The organism is Bacillus sp. S10(2024), assembly GCF_050473865.1.
In the GTDB taxonomy this organism is placed as follows: domain Bacteria; phylum Bacillota; class Bacilli; order Bacillales; family Bacillaceae_G; genus Bacillus_A.
In genome coordinates this window covers 1,615,594-1,634,348 of record NZ_JBFLUR010000002.1, presented here as the reverse complement: position 1 = coordinate 1,634,348, position 18,755 = coordinate 1,615,594, and the positions used below count along the sequence as shown (strand labels likewise).

Here is an 18,755-nt window from a genome sequence, read left to right as displayed (position 1 = left end):
TGAGAATGAATTTCATGTCCTTTTGTGTACTTATGGAACAGGATGACCGTTTGAGCTTTCAAAGATGGTAAACCATTGCTGACGATCCAATGTTAGTTTTGTTGCTTTAACAGCTGTTTTGACACGTTCTAGTTTACCAGAGCCAACAATCGGAAGCATATTAGCTGGATGAGCAAGTAGCCAAGCATACGTAATCGAATCAATGCCAGTAACGTCAAAATCAGCAGCAATTTTCTCTAGTGTGTGACGTAAACGAAGTGTGTGCTCACTTTCTCCTTTGAAAATTTCACCGCCAGCAAGAGGAGACCAAATCATCGGAGGAATTCGCTTTTCTTGGCATTGTTCAATCGTACCGTTTTCGAAATGCTCAAGTTGCATAACAGAGACTTCGATTTGATTTGTAATGAGTGGAAAATCTAAATACGAACTTAACATATTGAATTGGGAAGGCAGAAAGTTTGATACACCAAAGTGTCGTACCTTTCCTTCTTGCTTCAAACGAGAAAAAGCTTCTGCAACTTCTGCTGGATCCATAAATGGATCAGGGCGATGAATGAGCAATACATCAATATGGTCAGTATTTAGGTTTTGTAGTGATTGTTCGGCACTTTTTAAAATATGTTCAGTACTTGTATTATAGTGAGCGACGTAGCGCTCTGGAAATTTAGGTGATGGGGGAGCGATTCCACATTTTGTAACGATTTGCATGTTGTCACGTAAACTCGGTTTTAATTGAAGTGCTTTTCCAAATAAAGTTTCACATGTATAATCTCCGTAAATATCAGCATGGTCAAACGTTGTAATGCCCATCTCCATGCATGATTCAATGAAAGAAAGTAATTCCTGATCTGTCATATTCCATTCTGCTAAACGCCAAAATCCTTGAATAATTCGGGAAAACTCTAGGTTTTGGGCCATTTGAATTCGTTCCATTTATGTAGGTCCCCCTTGTTGATGTGTATGAACCGATTCGGTATGAAAAGGTTTTCTTATTAACCATTATTATATATTTGTGTAGACATGCCTACAACTATTATGTTCTATATTCAAAAAATAAAAAGACAACCTATGATATAATTATGTAATTAGATATATAACAAGGAGATGTAGAATTGTGATTCCAGTAACAATATTAACCGGGTTTCTCGGATCAGGCAAAACAACCTTATTAAATCGCATTTTATCTGAAGAACATGGTAAGAAGCTTGCGGTTATTGTAAATGAAATTGGGCAAATTGGTATCGATAATCAATTGATTATGAATGTAGAAGAAGAGATTATGGAAATGACAAACGGCTGTTTATGTTGTACAGTACGTGAAGATTTGCTTGTCGCATTAAAGCATTTATTAGAAGTAAAAGCGGAAGGGAAAATGGATTTCGAAGGTTTAATAATTGAAACCACTGGGCTCGCAAATCCGGGCCCTATTATTCAAACATTCTTTTTAGATCCTATTATTCAGTCTGCATATCAAATTAATGGTGTAGTAACCGTAGTAGATAGCTATCATATACAGAAACACTTTGAAAAAGGGTTAGAAGCAAAGGAACAAATTGCTTTTGCTGACATGGTTTTAGTAAATAAATTAGATTTAGTAGAGCAGGAAGAAAAGGAGAATTTACTCATTGAATTACAAGGGATCAATCCAACTGCACAATTAATTCCAACAACAAATTGTGAAGTAGATATCTCTTCATTACTAGATATACAAACATTTAAAACGCGTGACAAGTTAGAAATTTATCCGCATAAAGAACAGCATCATTTAGAAGGGGTAAAGTCCTTTGTATTAAGAGAAGAGCGTCCTCTTGATCTGCAAAAAATCAATGAATGGATGTCAGCTGTTGTACAAGAATTAGGAGAGTATTTGTATCGTTATAAAGGTATATTATATATTGAAGGAGTAAATCGCCGCGTTGTGTTCCAAGGCGTACATACATTATTTGCGGCTACATATGACAGAGAGTGGCAAGAAGGGGAAAAGCGGGTCAGTGAGATTGTTTTCATTGGTAAAAATTTAAATAAAGAATGGTTTCAACAACATTTTCAAGAATGTATAAAATAAAATAAGCCTGCATTTGCAGGCTTATTTTATTTTACCTTATGTAAGTTTTACTTTATCTAGAAGTAACTCCATCACAACGCCAACAACAGGACCTGCATCGTCAATATCACCAGTTAAATGAAAGCCAAACGATTCATATAGTTTCATAGCTAATTTGTTGTTAGGATGAAGACTTAAATAAATCTTTTTGCATTGATATTTTTGTTGTAAATATGAAATTAATAAACGGAGAAAACGTTTCGCGTAGCCGTTTCCTTGAAAGTTGTGATCAATCATAAATCGGTCTAACCATATACTTTCATTTTTTTCGGAATACCATCCATACATTGCGTATCCAACAAGTGTTTTGCTATCATACAAAGCTAGTGATGTTGCATTTCCTTCATATAATGATTCGGCTAAAGAAAATGTATTACTTTCAATAAATTGTCGTTGCTCCGCTGTTACGTCTAAGGCAGCTATTGAACGCCAATTCGTTGCTGTTACTTCACAAATGTGAAGATTCATAGTTTCATCTCACTTTCTTATAACTATAAAACCACTATGGATAATTTTACTATGCAATTTTTGTAAGTCAAGGCAATCTGGAAAGAGGTGGCATAAGAAAAGACCGCAGAAACATTTTTCAGCGGTCAGAAATGAATCATTATATTAATTTGTTGCTTCTTTTAAAGTGTTAATGTTCTCTTCCATAAGTGTAAAGTAGTCTTTATTTTTTTTCGCATCATCATCGGAGATAGTTGCAAGATGATTTAAGCGTAAAATTTTCGTTCCTGTTTCTTTTTGAATAACTTCTGCTACTTTTGGTGTAGAGAAGGTTTCAAATAAAATATATTTTAATCCATGCTCTTTTGCTGTTGTTGTGATAGAAGCTAGTGTTTTTTGGGATGGTTCATCAGAAGCAGAAATACCTGCAACTGGAATTTGTTTTAAACCGTAACGTTGTTCCCAATATCCGTACGCTGCATGAGAAACTAATATTTCTTTCGTTTTTGCATGATCAACAACTTCTTTAAATTGATTATCTAAACTTGTGAATTTTGCTTGCAGTGCAGCAAAGTTTTTTTCGAATTCTGCTTTATGTTCTGGTTGTAGTTCAATAAGTGCATTTTTAATTGTTTCAGCTTGTTTCATTGCAAGTGTTGGATCTAGCCAAACGTGAGGATCTTTATCATGATGATGTTCATTTTTATGATCTTCCTCGTGTTCGTCTTCAGTTGAAGCTCGTAGTTGAATATCTTTTGATGCATTTACAACTTTAACATTTTCATTTTTTAATGTTTTTTCCATTTTTTCAGCAAATGCTTCTAATCCAGCTCCGTTATACACAAATAAATCAGCTTTGGCAACTTGTACAGTTTGTTTTTGACTTGGCTCATACGTATGGGAATCTGCACCTGGTGGATAAATAGCCGTTACTTCTACATAATCACCACCGATTTTTTTGGCGAAGTCCGCTAAAGGAAAAATAGTTGTATAGACGGACAGTTTACCATTTTTTTTATTTGTTGTATTATCTTTGTTTGAACATCCAGCAAATATAAGGGTAAACATTAGTACGAATGAAAATATAATTGATCTTTTCTTCATTTTGTTTGCCTCGTTTCTTTACTTTCTAAAAAATATTTTCTCCATAATAAAAGAAAGAATAACTTCTTTTGTTGTAAAACGTAATAATTACGCTTTATGCTCCTGGTTTAGTATAATACATCTTTGACGATGTTGCAATAAATAATAATGATTACGATTTATGATTTGTTCTAAAATTGTCACAATGCTATGGCTTATTTTTTTTGTTTTTGCATATATCCTGCTAGTCGCTTCATATAGTGTGATAGAGGGTGCAGAGAAGGAGATGAGCGAATGGGATATGTGAGTGAAGCGATTTTATTAATATTGGCTGTTATATTTCCATTATCATGTGTGCTGTTTTTTTTAAAAGGACTTATTCGAAATTTAGGCGATACAAGTACAATTACTGAGGCACCAAAAGAAGAAAAAGAGTAAACAAAGCGCTTGCATACTGCTTGCTTATGATAGAGAAAGAGATTAGAAGATAAAGAGGTATGGAAAAGGATGAAAACAAGAACAGCCTTAGTACTTGGAGCAAGTGGTCTAGTTGGACAAGAAGTGATACAGCTACTGCTTGATTCGGATTATTATGAATCAGTTACAATTTTTGTGAGAAGATCACTAGACTGGGAACATGAAAAGCTCCAACAAAAGCAGGTAGATTTTTCGATTTTGGAACAATATAAAGAGTTTTTTGCTGTAGATGATGTGTTTAATTGTCTTGGTACGACAATTAAAAAAGCAAGGACGAAAGAAAATTTTAAAAAGGTTGATTATGATTATACATTACGAGCAGCTCGTGTAGCTGAAGAACAAGGGGTACAAAACTTTCTTGTTATTTCTTCGTTAGGGGCAAATCCGAGGTCGCTATTTTTCTACTCGCAAGTAAAAGGACAGATGGAAGAAGATATTAAAAAGCTAGTCATAGGAGGCATTCATATTTTTAGACCCTCTCTTTTACTTGGAGAGCGAGATGAGTTTCGTTTTGGAGAAAGAATGGGAGAAAAAATTTCGGGAATTATGCCGTTTTTATTTAAGGGGTCTTTTTCAAAATATAAGCCAATTTTAGCAGAGCAAGTAGCAAAAGGAATGTATGTGACAGCGCTGCGAGAAGAGTCTGGGGTTCATATACATGAATCTTCGGAAATTGCTGAGATGAAATAAAGTGAAACTTTAAGCAGTGGGGGGGCTTCATCCCCACTGCTTATTAGCCTTCACCAATCGGGCTTTTATGGGCAGTTTATCTCCCAACTAACTTTTTTGCTTTCGCTGAATTTTGAGGTGGGAGTATTACTGCCCGTTAATGCGGGATAAAAGTGATGAAAATATTGCTTATATAAAATAAAGAAACTGCTCAAAGATACTATTTTGGGCAGTTTCTTTATTTAGATGTATTTTTTAGTTTTCCTGGAGCACGGCTATATTGAAGTGGCTCAGCCAATTCAAAACCAAGCTCATTCGCTGCTGTTCTTGGAAAGTAAGGGTTTCGTAATAGTTCACGGCCGACAAAAATTAAGTCAGCAGCTCCTTGTTGTAAAATTTCTTCTGCCTGTATGCCGCTTGTAATAAGGCCAACAGTACCTGTAGCAATAGAAGCATGTTCTTTTATATGTTTTGCATAGGGTACTTGATAACTAGGGTACACATCGATATGTGCTGGTACAACAGCTCCCGAACTACAATCAATGAGGTTAACACCTTGTTCTTTCATCCACTGTGCAAACGTTACATAGTCTTCTACAGTTAAACCTTCTGGATGATAATCATGAGCGGAAATACGAACAAATAATGGTCCAGTCCAAACTTCTTTAACCGCATCAATGATTTCGCGTAAAAAACGATAGCGATTTTCACAAGATCCACCGTACTCATCTGTACGATGATTTGTGAGCGGAGATAAAAATTCATTAATTAAATAACCATGTGCTCCGTGTAATTCAATAATATCAAATCCAGCCTTTTGGGCACGTGTAGCTCCATTTTGAAAGGCTATGATGGTTTCTTGTATTTGTTCTTTGCTCATTTGTACTGGGATTTTCATAGAGGAATCAAAAGGAAGAGCTGATGGTGCAATAGGGTCTGAATCAAGAACAGCTTTTCTACCGGCATGTGCAATTTGAATAGCAGCTTTTGCTCCGTGTTCATGAATCAAATTGACAACTTGATGTAGGCCATTTATATGCTCATTATCCCAAATACCTAAATCTTTATGGGAAATGCGTCCTTCTGGTGTTATGGCTGTAGCCTCTAACATAACAAGTCCAACTTGACCAGCTGCACGTGATGCGTAGTGGACGAGATGGAAACTCGTTATTTTTCCGTCTTCGTTTTCAGAGGAGTACATACACATAGGTGACATAACAATTCGATTTTTTAGTGTAACATCTTTTATTGTATACGGTGAAAATAATTGACTGTTCACAATAAAAATCCTCCTTTATTTTCTTAAATGAACATATACCCAAGTATCATTTCTTAACTAATGGGAGTGCCATTTTATTGTAGCACCTTGCACCCTTTTTCCATAACAAAATGCTTAAAGAAATGTTATGATGAGTCTATGTTTAGTGAATATGAAGAGAGGTGGAGTATTTTTCATGTATCAAGCATATTACAAAAGTGAACTTGGATGGATTGAAGTAAAAGGGGATGAGACTGGCATTTCCTCTGTATTATTTGTAGAACAAAAACAAGAAGATATTCTTCATCCAATTGTTGAACGATGTGTAATGGAGCTAGATGAATATTTTCATAAGAAGCGAACGGAATTTACTGTCCCGCTACGAGCGAAGGGAACTCCTTTTCAAAAACAAGTATGGAATGCACTTTGCAGTGTTCCGTATGGAAAAAGTGCTTCTTATCTTGATATGGCAGAGAAAATCGGCAATCCAAGGGCTGTACGAGCAATCGGCGGAGCGAATAGTAGAAATCCTATTTCGATTATTGTGCCTTGTCACCGAATTATTGGGAAGAGCGGGAAGTTAGTAGGTTATGAGGGTGGACTTTGGCGGAAAGAATGGTTATTAAAGCATGAAGGTTTTTTAAGATAATGGAATATTTCAAATGAAACAATTTAGTTGAATTATATATATAAATTAAGAAAATGACATAAAACCTCTTTTTTTTTAAGGGAGACGAGAGCAGCTGGCCGTGTATAGAAGCGGTCAGGGACTTTTCTTACCATATGAGAGGTATAAAGTAAAGAGAGAAAGCGAGTACAGGTCATGTTGTATTCTGCATAGCAGTGAATGATATGCCAAAACATTAAAATAGAGTTATGTAGATGATAAGGTAGTGAAAAAGTGACGTGTGTCACTTTTTAATTTTTTAAAAGATAGTATTTGAAATTATCAGAAAATTATGTATAATACTATTCAAGAGTATTTGGTTTTATTTTTAGTTGTTATAAAGAGAAAGAGGGGAAATGGTCTATGAAGAAGAAGGTTTCACTTATTACAGCACTTGCACTTTCTACGAGTGTGTTAGTTGCAGGGTGTGGAAATGGGGAAAAATCATCAATAACTGAAAAGGGAAAAGAAGGAAATGCAGCGCTTGCTGATAAACAAGTATTAAATTTACTAGAAACAGCAGAAATTCCTTCTATGGATACGTCAAAGTCAACTGATGGTGTATCATTTCGGGCATTTGTAAACGCAATGGAAGGATTATACCGCTTAGATAAAGATAACAAACCAACATCTGGTATGGCTAAAGATATGAAAATTAGTGAGGATAAGAAAACATACACATTTCATTTACGTGATGCAAAGTGGTCGAATGGGGAGCCTGTAAAAGCACAAGACTTTGTGTTTGCTTGGCGTCGTGCTGTTGATAAAGCGACAGCATCAGAATATGCGTTTATTTTGTTCGATGTTAAAAATGCTGAGAAAATTAATAAAGGAGAATTACCACTTGACCAACTTGGTGTTACGGCAAAAGATGATAAAACATTAGTGGTTGAGTTAGAGAAACCAACACCATATTTTCTAGAGCTTACAACATTCCCAACATTTTTCCCATTGAATGAAAAATTTGTAAAAGAACAAGGTGACAAATACGCATTAGAAGCAGATAAGTTATTATATAACGGACCATTTGAGATGAGTGAGTGGAAGCATGAACGAAGTTATCAGTTAAAGAAAAATCCGAACTATTGGGATAAAGGTAATGTGAAGTTAGAGGAAATTAATGTAAGTGTCGTAAAGGAAACATCAACAGCTGTAAATTTGTATGATAGCAACGAAGTAGATCGAGTCATTTTAAGTTCGGAATTTGTTGATAAATATAAGAAAAGTGAAGAATTTAAATCGGAATTAGATCCACGTATGTATTTCATTCGTTTTAATCAGAAAAAACAGATTTTTGCAAATAAAAAAGTGCGTGAGGCTATTAATTTAGCATATGATAAAAAGGGAATTGCAAATGTAATTTTAAACGACGGATCATTACCTGCATATTACTTAGTACCACAAAAGTTTACAAAAGGACCGGATGGAAAAGACTTCCGTGAAACAAATAAAAACTTTCATGAAGGTAAAGATAATGCAGCAAAAGCGACAAAACTATGGGAAGAAGCGAAAAAAGAGTTAGGTCAAGATACAATTACAGTTGAAATGTTGAACTATGATAAAGATAACTTGAAAAAAGTTGGGGAATACATTAAATCAGAGTTAGAGAAAAACTTACCTGGTTTGAAAGTGAATATTAAACAGCAGCCGTTTAAACAAAAGTTAGATTTAGAAAAGAAATTAGAATATGAGTTCTCTTTATCAGCATGGAGTCCGGATTATCCAGATCCAATGACATTTATTGATATGTTTACTACAGATAGTACATTTAACGAAATGGCATATTCTAATAAGAAATATGATGAACTAGTTGCAAAAGCAAAAGGTGAGTTGTTAACTGATGAAAAAGCACGGTGGAAGGCTCTTTCTGAAGCAGAGAAAATTTTATTTGATGATGAAGCCATTTCTCCGGTTTATCAGCAGGGCATTGCTTTTCTTGAGAAATCTAAAGTAAAAGGAATAGCTAGGCATACATTTGGAGGAGATTCTACTTATAAATGGACATATATTACAAAAAAATAGTACGATAAAGATGCGTGAATATTGCGCATCTTTTTTTCTGTGAGGAGATAATGACAATGATAAAAGGAATGAATCATATTTGCTTCTCTGTTTCAAACTTAGAGAAATCAATACAATTCTACGAACAAGTGTTGGAAGGAAAGCTACTTGTAAAAGGTAGAAAACTTGCTTATTTTGATTTGTGTGGGATGTGGATTGCCTTAAATGAAGAAAAGGATATTCCAAGAAATGAAATTTATCAATCGTATACACATATTGCATTTTCGATAGAGAAAGAAGATTTTACAGCTTTAATACATCGTCTAGAATTGAATAACGTACATATTTTACAAGGAAGAGAGCGTGATGTACGAGATTGCCATTCTGTTTATTTTACAGACCCAGATGGACATAAATTTGAATTTCATACAGGAACGCTACAAGAGAGAATACAATATTATAAAGAAACCAAAACGCATATGTTGTTTTACTAAATATTGAAAGGGGGAGAGGGGGATGCATGTACTTGTTGTTGGTGGCACTGGAATGTTACAGAAAGTGTCAAAGTGGTTTATTGAGCAAGGGTACCATACTTCTGTAATCGGTCGAAATGTAAAACGTCTAAATGAGATACAAAATTCATGTCATGCTCCTGAAAGTGTTACGTGTTTAGCAGTTGATTATCATAATAGTGATGAGTTGCGTGCCAATATTAAAAGTTCGATTCATAAAAATGGACCAGTTACGCTTGTAGTTGCTTGGATTCATTCAACGGCTGAAGATGCATTGCAAATCATTAGTGAGGAGATTGGAGTATTTTCGAAAGAATGGGAATTGTTTCATATACTTGGAAGCAGTGCTTACAAATCAGGGGGGGAAGTAAGATGCTCTTCTTTATGTACATATTATCGAATTATATTAGGTTTTATGGTAGAAGAAAAATGTTCCAGATGGTTAACACATGATGAGATTGCGAGTGGTGTTATAGATGGACTTCAACATAAACAACGGGAATGGATTGTCGGAACATTAGAACCATGGAATGCTAGACCGAGTTGGTGAAGGAGAAGATGATGGTGAAAACAATGGTATATATTACGCGTCACGGGGAAACAGAATGGAATGTAGAAAAAAGAATGCAAGGTAGAAAAAATTCAAATTTAACGGAAACTGGAATACTACAAGCAAAACAATTAGGGAAACGCATGAAAGATATACCGCTTGAAGTGATTTACAGCAGTCCAAGTGGAAGAGCGATGCATACAGCTCAGTTAATTAAAGGAGATAGAGATATTCCAATTGTAGCAGATGAACATTTATATGAAATTGATATGGGAGTTTGGGAAGGACATACTCAGGTTGAATTACAGGAGAAATATCCGAAAGAGTTTGATTTATTTTGGAATGCACCACATCAATATGAAACAAAATCAGGAGAAAGTTTTTATGATGCGAGAATACGGGTGTTAAAGGGACTTGAATACATACTTAAAAAACATGAAGGTGAAAGTGTTTTACTTGTATCCCATGCGATTACTTCCTTACTTATGATGGGGCACTTCGAACAACGCCTTATTGAAAACATATGGAATGGTCCGTTTATGCATAGCGCAAGTTTAAGTATGGTTGAAGTTAAAGCGGGAGAAAGTACAATTCACTTATTTGCTGATATTGCGCATTTTGAAGAGGTGTAAATGATTATAAAGGAAAAATTATATTCTATGAACAATTAATTTGTTTTAATAGATAAATAGACCGCTTAAAGCGGTCTATTTGCATTTTTGAAAATGCGAAGAATATTTTTTGTATGTTATAGAGCAGGATTAAATTATATATTATATTAGCGACGGGAACGACAAGAACGAGAACGACCGGAACGACAAGAACGAGAACGACCGGAACGACAAGAACGAGAGCGACGGGAACGACAAGAACGAGAGCGACGGGAACGACAAGAACGAGAGCGACGGGAACGACAAGAACGAGAGCGACGGGAACGACAAGAACGAGAGCGACGGGAACGACAAGAACGAGAGCGACGGGAACGACAAGAACGAGAGCGACCGGAACGGTGAGAACGAGAACGGCAAGAACGGTGAGAACGAGAACGGCAAGAACGGTGAGAACGAGAACGGCAAGAACGGTGAGAACGAGAACGGCAAGAACGGTGAGAACGAGAACGGCAAGAACGGTGAGAACGAGAACGGCAAGAACGGTGAGAACGAGAACGGCAAGAACGAGAGCGAGAACGGCAAGAACGAGAGCGATCAGAACGGCAAGAACGAGAGCGATCAGAACGGCAAGAACGAGAGCGATCAGAACGGCAAGAACGGGAGCGATCGGAACGGCAAGAACGGGAGCGATCGGAACGGCAAGAACGAGAGCGATCAGAACAACGAGAGCGAGAACGTTTATAGTTGGATGTAGGTTCTTGGTTTAGAAATGTTTCCATTCCAGCCCCTTTTACCTCTTCCACTGCTTTTTGAATGTCGTCTTTTGTATACATTTATGAAAAGCCTCCTTGGTGAAAATATGCAATTTCATCTATTTATTGAATAATGAACTTTCTATTAATAAAGTATGTCAAGCTGATGTATTGTGTTTGTTCTTTTTTGAAAATGGTGGTATATCCTAAAAAAACAGACTGTGATAGGCAGTTAGTTTATAGGGATTAATATCCAGATTTTTCGGGCATCAAGAATATTTGTCTGATTTATCCCGTATTAACGGGCAGTAAGACCGCCACCTCAAGATTCAGGGAGAAGCGTTGTCCAGCTCTAGCGGCTAGAATCTCCGGTCGTTTCGCCCCCTCGGACGAGGCAAAAAGCACCTCTCTGCCTTTGGCGCGGGCATCCTGCGATTCTGAGCGAGCCGCTTCCGCTTTTCTAAAGAAGATATGTGGGGGATAACGGCCCGTAAAAGCCCGATTGGTGTGAGCTTTCCATCAGAGATGAAAAAACTCTCCACTGATGGAAGTTTCAATTTATGCTTGTAGGGATTTGGTTATTGACATAAAAAGTCTTCCATTCCAGTAGCTGTTACTTCTTCAACAGTTTTTTGAATATTATGGCCCATAAAGAAATCCTCTTTAATTCAATAGTTTGAAAAGGAATTCCTCTTTGTACTAATACTTTATGAAGAAAGTAAAAAAGAAGTGTTAATAACTAATAAAAATGAATATATAGTGGATGTGGCAATGAAGAAAGGAAAAGCATACATTGATTGTAGATGAAAGAGAAGGGAAGGGAGAAAATGATACCTTCTTATGATTTTTTTATTCACCCAATGTATATTGTAGAGTTACGAAAAGATGTTTGGTCTGATGATCCTGTTCCAGCTAAGTTAACATATGATAAAAGAAAGTATGATATTGATATCGCATATCGTGGTTCACATATTCGGAAATTGAAGAAAAAATCATATCATGTGATGTTTTATAAACCAAAATTTTTTCAAGGTGTGCAAGAACTGCATTTAAATTCGGAATTCAACGACCCATCTTTAATACGGAATAAGTTATCAATGGATTTTTTTTCAGACATTGGTACGTTATCGCCAAAAGCGCAACACGTACTTGTAAAGGTCAATAATCGATTTGAAGGAGTTTATTTACAATTAGAATCGGTAGATGAAAATTTTTTGCGGAGACGAAATTTACCAAATGGTTCGATTTATTATGCAATCGATGATGATGCTAATTTTTCATTAGTAAGCGAGTTAGATAAAGATATAAAAACGAAATTATTCTCAGGGTATGAATTGAAATATGGGAATGAACACAGTGAAGAAGCTATTAGTGAATTTATTTATCAATTGAATACAATTTCAAGAGCAGCATATGAAAAAGAAATCGTAAAATATGTTGATGTTGATAAATATTTACGGTGGTTAGCAGGTATTGTATGTACGCAAAACTTTGATGGATTTGTGCACAATTATGCACTTTATCATAATGGAGAAACAAAGTTGTTTGAAATGATTCCATGGGATTATGATGCAACATGGGGGCGCGATGTCCAAGGGCGAAAGATGGGGCATGATTACACTCGTATTCAAGGGTTTAATACATTAAGTGCTAGATTACTTGATGTTAAAATCTTTAGAAAGCAATATAGAGAAATTTTGGAAGATATACTTTCTCATCAATTTACAGTAGAATATATAAAACCGAAAGTAGAAGGAATACATGAGGAACTTCGTCCATATATTTTGCAAGATCCATATGTGAAATCGAAAATAGATAAATTTGATAGTGAGCCGAATTTGATTTTTCAATATATAGAAAAGCGTCGTGAATTTATACGAGAGCATTTAGATGAATTATGAAGATAAGAAAAAAAGAGGATTGAAAGATCAATCTCTTTTTTTGTTATATAATAAGTGTAATATTAAATGAGGAGGAAAATAATGGGGATAAAATGGATTGAATGGGTAAAACAAATACAGGCAATTGCGCAGGCCGGATTAGCATATTCAAAAGATGTATATGATATAGAACGTTTTCATGAGCTTCGGAAATTATCGATTGAAATGATGTCACATTATACAAAAACGGATTGGGAAGTAGTCGAGCGTTTATTTGCAAGTGAAACGGGTTATCAAACTCCGAAAGTGGATATTCGAGCGGTCGTGTTTCAAGAAGGTAGGTTACTTTTTGTAAAAGAAAAAAGTGATAGGAAATGGGCACTTCCAGGTGGATGGGCTGATATTGGATATACACCTACGGAAGTTGCGCGAAAAGAAGTTTTAGAAGAGACTGGTTACAAAGTAGAAAATTTTCGTTTGCTTTCTATCTTTGATAAACAGAAACATCAACCATCACCTTCTGCAATTGATGTATACAAAATATTTATAAGCTGTGAAATAGTAGGCGGTGAAAGAAAAATCGGTATTGAAACAGAAGATGTTCGCTTTTTTGGAGAAGAAGAATTGCCGGAACTATCGATAGGAAGAAACACAGAATGGCAAGTTCGGCAAATGTTTGCTTATATGAAAAATCCGAATAAAGAAAGATTGGTTGATTGAAAAATTTCTTTGTGAAGAATTAGTAAATTTTTTATAACTTGCTTGTTTTTTGGAATAATTTCTAGTAATCTATATTCCATCGTGCACTTTCTCCTTTCAAAATAGAAATGGTAAGTATGTTTTTTTTATTATTGCATAATTTTATACTATAAAGTAGTAGCATATTGGCAAGGATAGATTTTTATGAAATAATAAGAAAGTGTGTGTGCGTAGAAAAAAGGAGATAATGAAGAATGTTAGCAAATTTGGTTGAGCAGTTACTACAATTTTTTATAAGTCTAGGCTATTCCGGAATTGCGCTAGGACTTATGATCGAAATTATACCGAGTGAAATTGTATTATCTTACGCGGGTTATTTAGTTGCTAAGGGAGAAATTAATTTCGTTGGGGCAGTAATTGCCGGGACGATTGGTGGAACGTTAGCACAAATTTTCTTGTATTGGCTTGGATATTACGGCGGACGTCCATTTGTTGAAAAATATGGTAAATATATATTGATTAATAAGAAACATTTAGATGTAGCAGAAGAGTGGTTTAATCGATATGGTGCAGGCGTAATTTTCTCTGCGCGCTTTATCCCATTTGTACGTCATGCAATATCGATTCCAGCAGGACTAGCTAAAATGTCATTGCAACGATTTACAGTATATACAGTACTCGCGATTATTCCATGGTCTATCCTGTTCATTTATTTAGGTGAAAAACTTGGTGGGAATTGGCGTCATATTAAAGAATATGCTGCTGATTACACGCATTATTTCATCGCAGGGGCGATTCTTTTTATTGCTGTATACATAGGTATGAAATTATTGAAAAAAAGAAAAACAGTTCGTTAAAGTCAATGAGTTTTCATTGGCTTTTTTTTGTTTATTGAAAAATTGGCAAGGAAACTCCATCACGAGATTTTTTTGATTGTGATTGAAAAAATACATCATGGAAACAAAACAGTGGAATGGGAAAACGACAGAATCAATCCTTTTGCTATATCCCACAGAATATAATCATTGAAATGATCACCTATAAAGCAAAACGAAAAGGTATTCCTGTACAAGTGTTAGAAAAATCATATACAAGCAAAGCATCCTTTCTAGACAATGTTGCGATTCCCACTTACGGTGAGGAAGACATTCCTGTATTCAGTGGAAATCGTATTAAACGTGGCTTGTATCATACGAAAGAGAATAAACTACTGAACGCAGATGTGAAAGGTTCTTATAACATCTTAAAAAAGCAGTTCCAAAGGCATTTGCCGATGGAATAGAGGGGTTGTGCCATCAGGCAGCTGTTTCAACTCTACTCGTGCAAGATCTGAAGAAGATAATTGCCGGGAGTTTTCATCTTATATCAGTTCTAAAAGTAGAAAGTTGTCCATATTGTGTAGTAAAACAGTATAGCGGAGGAGTTTCATGAAAGGATCACCGTTTTTACGTGGAACATTCTTTTTAACAATGGCAACTATGATTTCGAAAATGTTAGGTTTTATATATGTTATTCCTTTTACAGCGATGGTTGGAACGGGAGGATATGTATTATATACATATGCTTACCGCCCTTATACAATTATGCTTAGTATCGCAACGATGGGACTTCCTTTAGCTGTCTCCAAAATGGTATCTAAATATAATGAATTAGACGATTATTATACGGTGAAACGAGTATTAAAAAGCGGGCTTATTTTTATGGGAGGTATGGGAGTAATATCGTTTTTATTGTTATATTGTTTAGCTCCCTATCTGGCAAAGGGTGTTATAGATAGCGGAGATCAAACAGGTAATAGTGTAACAGCTGTTACATATAATATTCAAATTGTAAGCTTTGCTTTACTAATTGTTCCTTCTATGAGCTTATTACGTGGGTTTTTTCAAGGGTTTCAATCGATGGGACCGTCTGCTTTAAGTGTAGTAGTGGAACAGTTTTTTCGCATGTTAACAATCTTAATCGGAAGTTTTGCAGTGCTTCATATAAACAAAGGATCAACAGCGGTGGCGGTTGGTGTTGCTACGTTTGGTGCTTTTGTAGGAGCTGTAGCAGGACTTGGAATATTAATTGCTTATTACTTAAAGAGAAGACGTCATTTAAAGAAAAAAGAACATATGAGTGTTCCGCAAACAACAAAATCATTTTTCGCATTGTATAAAGAATTATTTGCATACTCTATTCCATTTGTTGTCGTTGGTCTTGCAATTCCCTTGTATCAAACAATTGATACATTTACAATTAATAAGTTATTAATGCAAATGGGATATTTACAGCGGGAAGCGGAAAAAATAAATGCTGTGATTGGGCTCGTACAAATGGTAGTGTTAATTCCAGTTTCGGTTGCTACAGCTTTTAGTATGTCACTCGTTCCTGAGATGACAAAGGCGTATATAGCCAAAAATGAACAGTTATTATATAAACATTTTACAAGAACAAATTTGCTCGTGGTATTTCTAACGATTCCAGCATCGTTAGGAATGATGATTTTAGCTGAACCAGTATATACATTACTATTTGGGACAGGAAATGATCCTGCGCTTGGAAGTGTGATTTTACGCTATTATGCACCGGCTTGTATATTATTTTCGCTCTTTGCTGTCACAGCGGCTATGCTGCAAGGGATTAATCAACAGCGAAAAACGATAATTGGTTTGTTTTTAGGAATAGGGATAAAAATTGTGTTAAATATTGTATTGCTTCCACAATTTGATTATATTAGCTTTATTATTGCGACATATGTTGGTTATACTGTTTCTGTTTCGTTTAACTTGTGGATACTTTCTAAATATGTTATAAAGGCAACATAATGTCTATAAAAGACAGAGAATGCTCTGTCTTTTTCTATTTTAATAATTTGTGAAGAAAAGCGTTTTCAAAACAATTTTCTATTGAAATCTTTTCATTTGTTTCATATGCTGAAAATGGCGGTTTAAAATAGACTGTTATTTCAAAGTGAGGTTGGTTCCTACATGTAAAAAGAATCGGGGTGATAGTATGTTAAATATTTATTTAACAGACCGAAACGGAAAACTACAAGAGATCGAGGAGATTCAGAAAGGCTGCTGGATTAATGTACTCCATCCGACAGAGGAAGAAATTCAATTTTTAGTTCAAACATTAAATGTTGAACTGGACTTCATTAAAGACCCTTTGGATGATGAAGAACGTTCGCGTATTGAAAAAGAAGATGATAATGCTTTAATTATCGTCGATATTCCAACAGTTAGACATGACGAAGAAGGAAATTCAATGTATGATACGATTCCGATTGGTATGATTGTCATGCCGGAATGTTTTGTTACAATTTGTTTGGAAGAAAATCCGATTTTTGAGCGTTTTATTAATCAGCGTATTAAAGAATTTTATACTTTTAAAAAGACACGCTTTGCACTGCAACTCTTATATACGATTTCTACTTATTATTTACGTTATTTAAAACAGATTAATCGAAAAACAACGGATTTAGAGCATGAGCTCAATAAATCGATGAAAAATAAAGAGATTTTTACGTTATTAGGGCTTGAAAAAAGCTTAGTGTACTTTACGACATCTTTAAAGGCAAACAAGATTGTGATTCAAAAATTAATGCGAAATAATACATTTTTGAAAATGTATGAAGATGATCAAGATTTACTTGAGGATGTATTAATTGAAAATAAGCAGGCGATTGAGATGGCCGAAATATATAGCCATATTTTAAGTGGTATGATGAATACATTTAGTTCTGTCATTTCCAATAATTTAAACAGTGTTATGAAGTTTTTAACTTCTATGACTATCATATTATCAGTACCAACAATGGTTTCCAGTTTTTTTGGGATGAATGTTCCGGTTCCTTTAAGTGAAAATCCGCATGGTTTTTTAATGGCTATGATTATATCGGCAATATTATCTTGCTTAATGGCCTTTGTTTTTTGGAAAAAACGTTATTTTTAATATGAAACTCAGCTGTTTTGGAACATTTCCAAAACAGCTTTTTTGCTTTAAATTATTGATAAATTAGCATTTTTGTACACTACTGTTCATGAATTGACGAAAGGGAATATGTATAATATACCATTTAGGTTAATTTTTATAACTACTTGTTCAATCTACGGATTACAGTTACAATTACATATTGTTAATGAAAAGATGGGGGATATGCATCATGGAAATGTTTCATTTACCAAAAGCGTTCCTGCAAATGAATACGATTTTTATTTCAATTTTAATTGAAGCATTGCCATTTGTATTAATTGGTGTATTTATTTCAGGATTCATTCAAATGTTTGTGACAGAAGATATGGTAGCAAAGTGGATGCCAAAGAATCGTATTCTGTCTGTCTTATTAGCAGTTTTTCTAGGGATGATGTTCCCAGGGTGCGAATGTGGAATTGTTCCCATCGTAAGGCGCCTTATTGGGAAAGGAGTACCACCATATGCAGGGATTGCCTTCATGCTGACTGGACCAATTATTAATCCTGTCGTTTTATTTGCGACATATGTAGCGTTTGGTAGCAGTATGCATATGGTTTGGTATCGCGCTATTGTCGCTATTATTGTCGCTGTTATTGTGGGTCTTGTCTTATCGTTTATGTTTAAAGATCATCAACTACGGAATACTAATTTTCCAGTGATAGATCATAATCGACCATTTCGTCAAAAATTTTGGGATGTATGTACACATGCTGTTGAAGAATTTTTTTCAATGGGAAAATTTTTAATTATTGGTGCGCTTATTGCGGCAAGCGTACAAACTTTTGTGAAGACTTCTACCCTCCTTACGATTGGACAAGGACCGTATTCTTCACCAATTGTTATGATGGGACTTGCTTTTATTTTATCATTATGTTCAGAAGCTGATGCGTTTATTGCATCTTCATTCCAAAGTACATTTGCAACACCAGCTCTAGTCGCTTTTCTTGTATATGGACCGATGGTAGATATTAAAAATATGATTATGATGCTTGCGAATTTTAAAACGCGATTTGTTATTGTTGTTATTGTTTTAATTACAGTTGTTGTTTATGCAAGCTCACTACTCATTTATATGATGGGGTGGTAAT

19 protein-coding genes and 1 pseudogene are annotated in these 18,755 nt (G+C 35.1%); 15 read left to right on the top strand and 5 right to left on the bottom strand.

Annotated elements, in window-relative coordinates:
• Positions 1-30 precede the first annotated feature (30 nt).
• Complete coding sequence (locus AB1280_RS08455; protein WP_429755556.1) at positions 31-933, bottom strand: aldo/keto reductase; 903 nt, start codon at positions 931-933, stop codon at positions 31-33.
• A gap of 181 nt (positions 934-1,114) precedes the next feature.
• Between AB1280_RS08455 and AB1280_RS08450 the strand changes: the two genes are divergently transcribed.
• Entirely contained in the window at positions 1,115-2,065 is a 951-nt protein-coding gene (locus tag AB1280_RS08450) for a CobW family GTP-binding protein (RefSeq protein ID WP_429755554.1), read from the top strand.
• A gap of 36 nt (positions 2,066-2,101) precedes the next feature.
• Here AB1280_RS08450 and AB1280_RS08445 read toward each other — a convergent pair whose 3' ends face one another.
• Both AB1280_RS08445 and AB1280_RS08440 read right to left on the bottom strand, forming a co-directional pair.
• The gene (locus tag AB1280_RS08445) at positions 2,102-2,572 is read right to left on the bottom strand and encodes a GNAT family N-acetyltransferase (protein ID WP_429755553.1); all 471 of its coding nucleotides are present in this window, start codon (positions 2,570-2,572) and stop codon (positions 2,102-2,104) included.
• A gap of 144 nt (positions 2,573-2,716) precedes the next feature.
• The gene (locus tag AB1280_RS08440) at positions 2,717-3,655 is read right to left on the bottom strand and encodes a metal ABC transporter substrate-binding protein (RefSeq protein ID WP_429755552.1); all 939 of its coding nucleotides are present in this window, start codon (positions 3,653-3,655) and stop codon (positions 2,717-2,719) included.
• Positions 3,656-3,928: 273 nt separating this feature from the next.
• Here AB1280_RS08440 and AB1280_RS08435 point away from each other — a divergent pair, with 273 nt between their 5' ends.
• Complete coding sequence (locus AB1280_RS08435) at positions 3,929-4,072, top strand: hypothetical protein (protein ID WP_429755551.1); 144 nt, start codon at positions 3,929-3,931, stop codon at positions 4,070-4,072.
• 69 nt (positions 4,073-4,141) lie between these two features.
• Positions 4,142-4,801: an oxidoreductase gene (locus AB1280_RS08430; RefSeq protein ID WP_429755550.1), complete on the top strand. Its 660-nt coding sequence runs from the start codon at positions 4,142-4,144 to the stop codon at positions 4,799-4,801.
• A 217-nt stretch (positions 4,802-5,018) separates the two neighbouring features.
• On the opposite strand, the gene namA is transcribed toward AB1280_RS08430, so the two are convergent.
• Positions 5,019-6,059 carry an NADPH dehydrogenase NamA gene (namA, locus tag AB1280_RS08425; protein ID WP_429755549.1) on the bottom strand — a complete coding sequence of 347 codons (1,041 nt, stop codon included), beginning with the start codon at positions 6,057-6,059 and terminating at the stop codon, positions 5,019-5,021.
• Between the two features lie 175 nt (positions 6,060-6,234).
• Here namA and AB1280_RS08420 point away from each other — a divergent pair, with 175 nt between their 5' ends.
• The 5 genes from AB1280_RS08420 to AB1280_RS08400 all read left to right on the top strand — a co-directional run bounded on the left by AB1280_RS08420 (position 6,235) and on the right by AB1280_RS08400 (position 10,400).
• Positions 6,235-6,687 carry a methylated-DNA--[protein]-cysteine S-methyltransferase gene (locus tag AB1280_RS08420; protein ID WP_429755548.1) on the top strand — a complete coding sequence of 151 codons (453 nt, stop codon included), beginning with the start codon at positions 6,235-6,237 and terminating at the stop codon, positions 6,685-6,687.
• A gap of 381 nt (positions 6,688-7,068) precedes the next feature.
• On the top strand, positions 7,069-8,727 hold the full coding sequence (locus tag AB1280_RS08415; RefSeq protein WP_429755547.1) for a peptide ABC transporter substrate-binding protein: 1,659 nt from the start codon (positions 7,069-7,071) through the stop codon (positions 8,725-8,727).
• A 56-nt stretch (positions 8,728-8,783) separates the two neighbouring features.
• Entirely contained in the window at positions 8,784-9,200 is a 417-nt protein-coding gene (gene fosB / locus AB1280_RS08410) for a FosB/FosD family fosfomycin resistance bacillithiol transferase (protein ID WP_429755546.1), read from the top strand.
• A 22-nt stretch (positions 9,201-9,222) separates the two neighbouring features.
• The gene (locus AB1280_RS08405) at positions 9,223-9,768 is read left to right on the top strand and encodes a short-chain dehydrogenase (protein WP_429755545.1); all 546 of its coding nucleotides are present in this window, start codon (positions 9,223-9,225) and stop codon (positions 9,766-9,768) included.
• A gap of 14 nt (positions 9,769-9,782) precedes the next feature.
• Positions 9,783-10,400, top strand: coding sequence for a phosphoserine phosphatase 1 (locus tag AB1280_RS08400; protein ID WP_272191509.1), 618 nt, complete (start codon positions 9,783-9,785; stop codon positions 10,398-10,400).
• A 146-nt stretch (positions 10,401-10,546) separates the two neighbouring features.
• Here the strand turns inward: AB1280_RS08400 and AB1280_RS08395 are convergent, their stop codons facing one another.
• Positions 10,547-11,212 carry a CotG/ExsB N-terminal domain-containing protein gene (locus AB1280_RS08395; RefSeq protein ID WP_429755544.1) on the bottom strand — a complete coding sequence of 222 codons (666 nt, stop codon included), beginning with the start codon at positions 11,210-11,212 and terminating at the stop codon, positions 10,547-10,549.
• Positions 11,213-11,958: 746 nt separating this feature from the next.
• Here AB1280_RS08395 and AB1280_RS08390 point away from each other — a divergent pair.
• The 7 genes and pseudogenes from AB1280_RS08390 to AB1280_RS08360 all read left to right on the top strand — a co-directional run bounded on the left by AB1280_RS08390 (position 11,959) and on the right by AB1280_RS08360 (position 18,754).
• Positions 11,959-13,032 (top strand): CotH kinase family protein, encoded by a 1,074-nt coding sequence (locus AB1280_RS08390; protein ID WP_272191507.1) that lies wholly within the window; start codon positions 11,959-11,961, stop codon positions 13,030-13,032.
• Between the two features lie 81 nt (positions 13,033-13,113).
• Positions 13,114-13,731 (top strand): NUDIX hydrolase, encoded by a 618-nt coding sequence (locus AB1280_RS08385; protein WP_429755542.1) that lies wholly within the window; start codon positions 13,114-13,116, stop codon positions 13,729-13,731.
• A 233-nt stretch (positions 13,732-13,964) separates the two neighbouring features.
• Entirely contained in the window at positions 13,965-14,567 is a 603-nt protein-coding gene (locus AB1280_RS08380) for a DedA family protein (protein ID WP_035438143.1), read from the top strand.
• 86 nt (positions 14,568-14,653) lie between these two features.
• Positions 14,654-15,000, top strand: a pseudogene (locus AB1280_RS08375) (zinc ribbon domain-containing protein); the annotation flags it as partial.
• Positions 15,001-15,137: 137 nt separating this feature from the next.
• Positions 15,138-16,517 (top strand): putative polysaccharide biosynthesis protein, encoded by a 1,380-nt coding sequence (locus AB1280_RS08370; RefSeq protein WP_429755541.1) that lies wholly within the window; start codon positions 15,138-15,140, stop codon positions 16,515-16,517.
• A gap of 187 nt (positions 16,518-16,704) precedes the next feature.
• Entirely contained in the window at positions 16,705-17,646 is a 942-nt protein-coding gene (locus AB1280_RS08365; protein ID WP_020060960.1) for a magnesium transporter CorA family protein, read from the top strand.
• Positions 17,647-17,857: 211 nt separating this feature from the next.
• The gene (locus AB1280_RS08360; RefSeq protein ID WP_429755540.1) at positions 17,858-18,754 is read left to right on the top strand and encodes a permease; all 897 of its coding nucleotides are present in this window, start codon (positions 17,858-17,860) and stop codon (positions 18,752-18,754) included.
• Position 18,755: the final 1 nt, after the last annotated feature.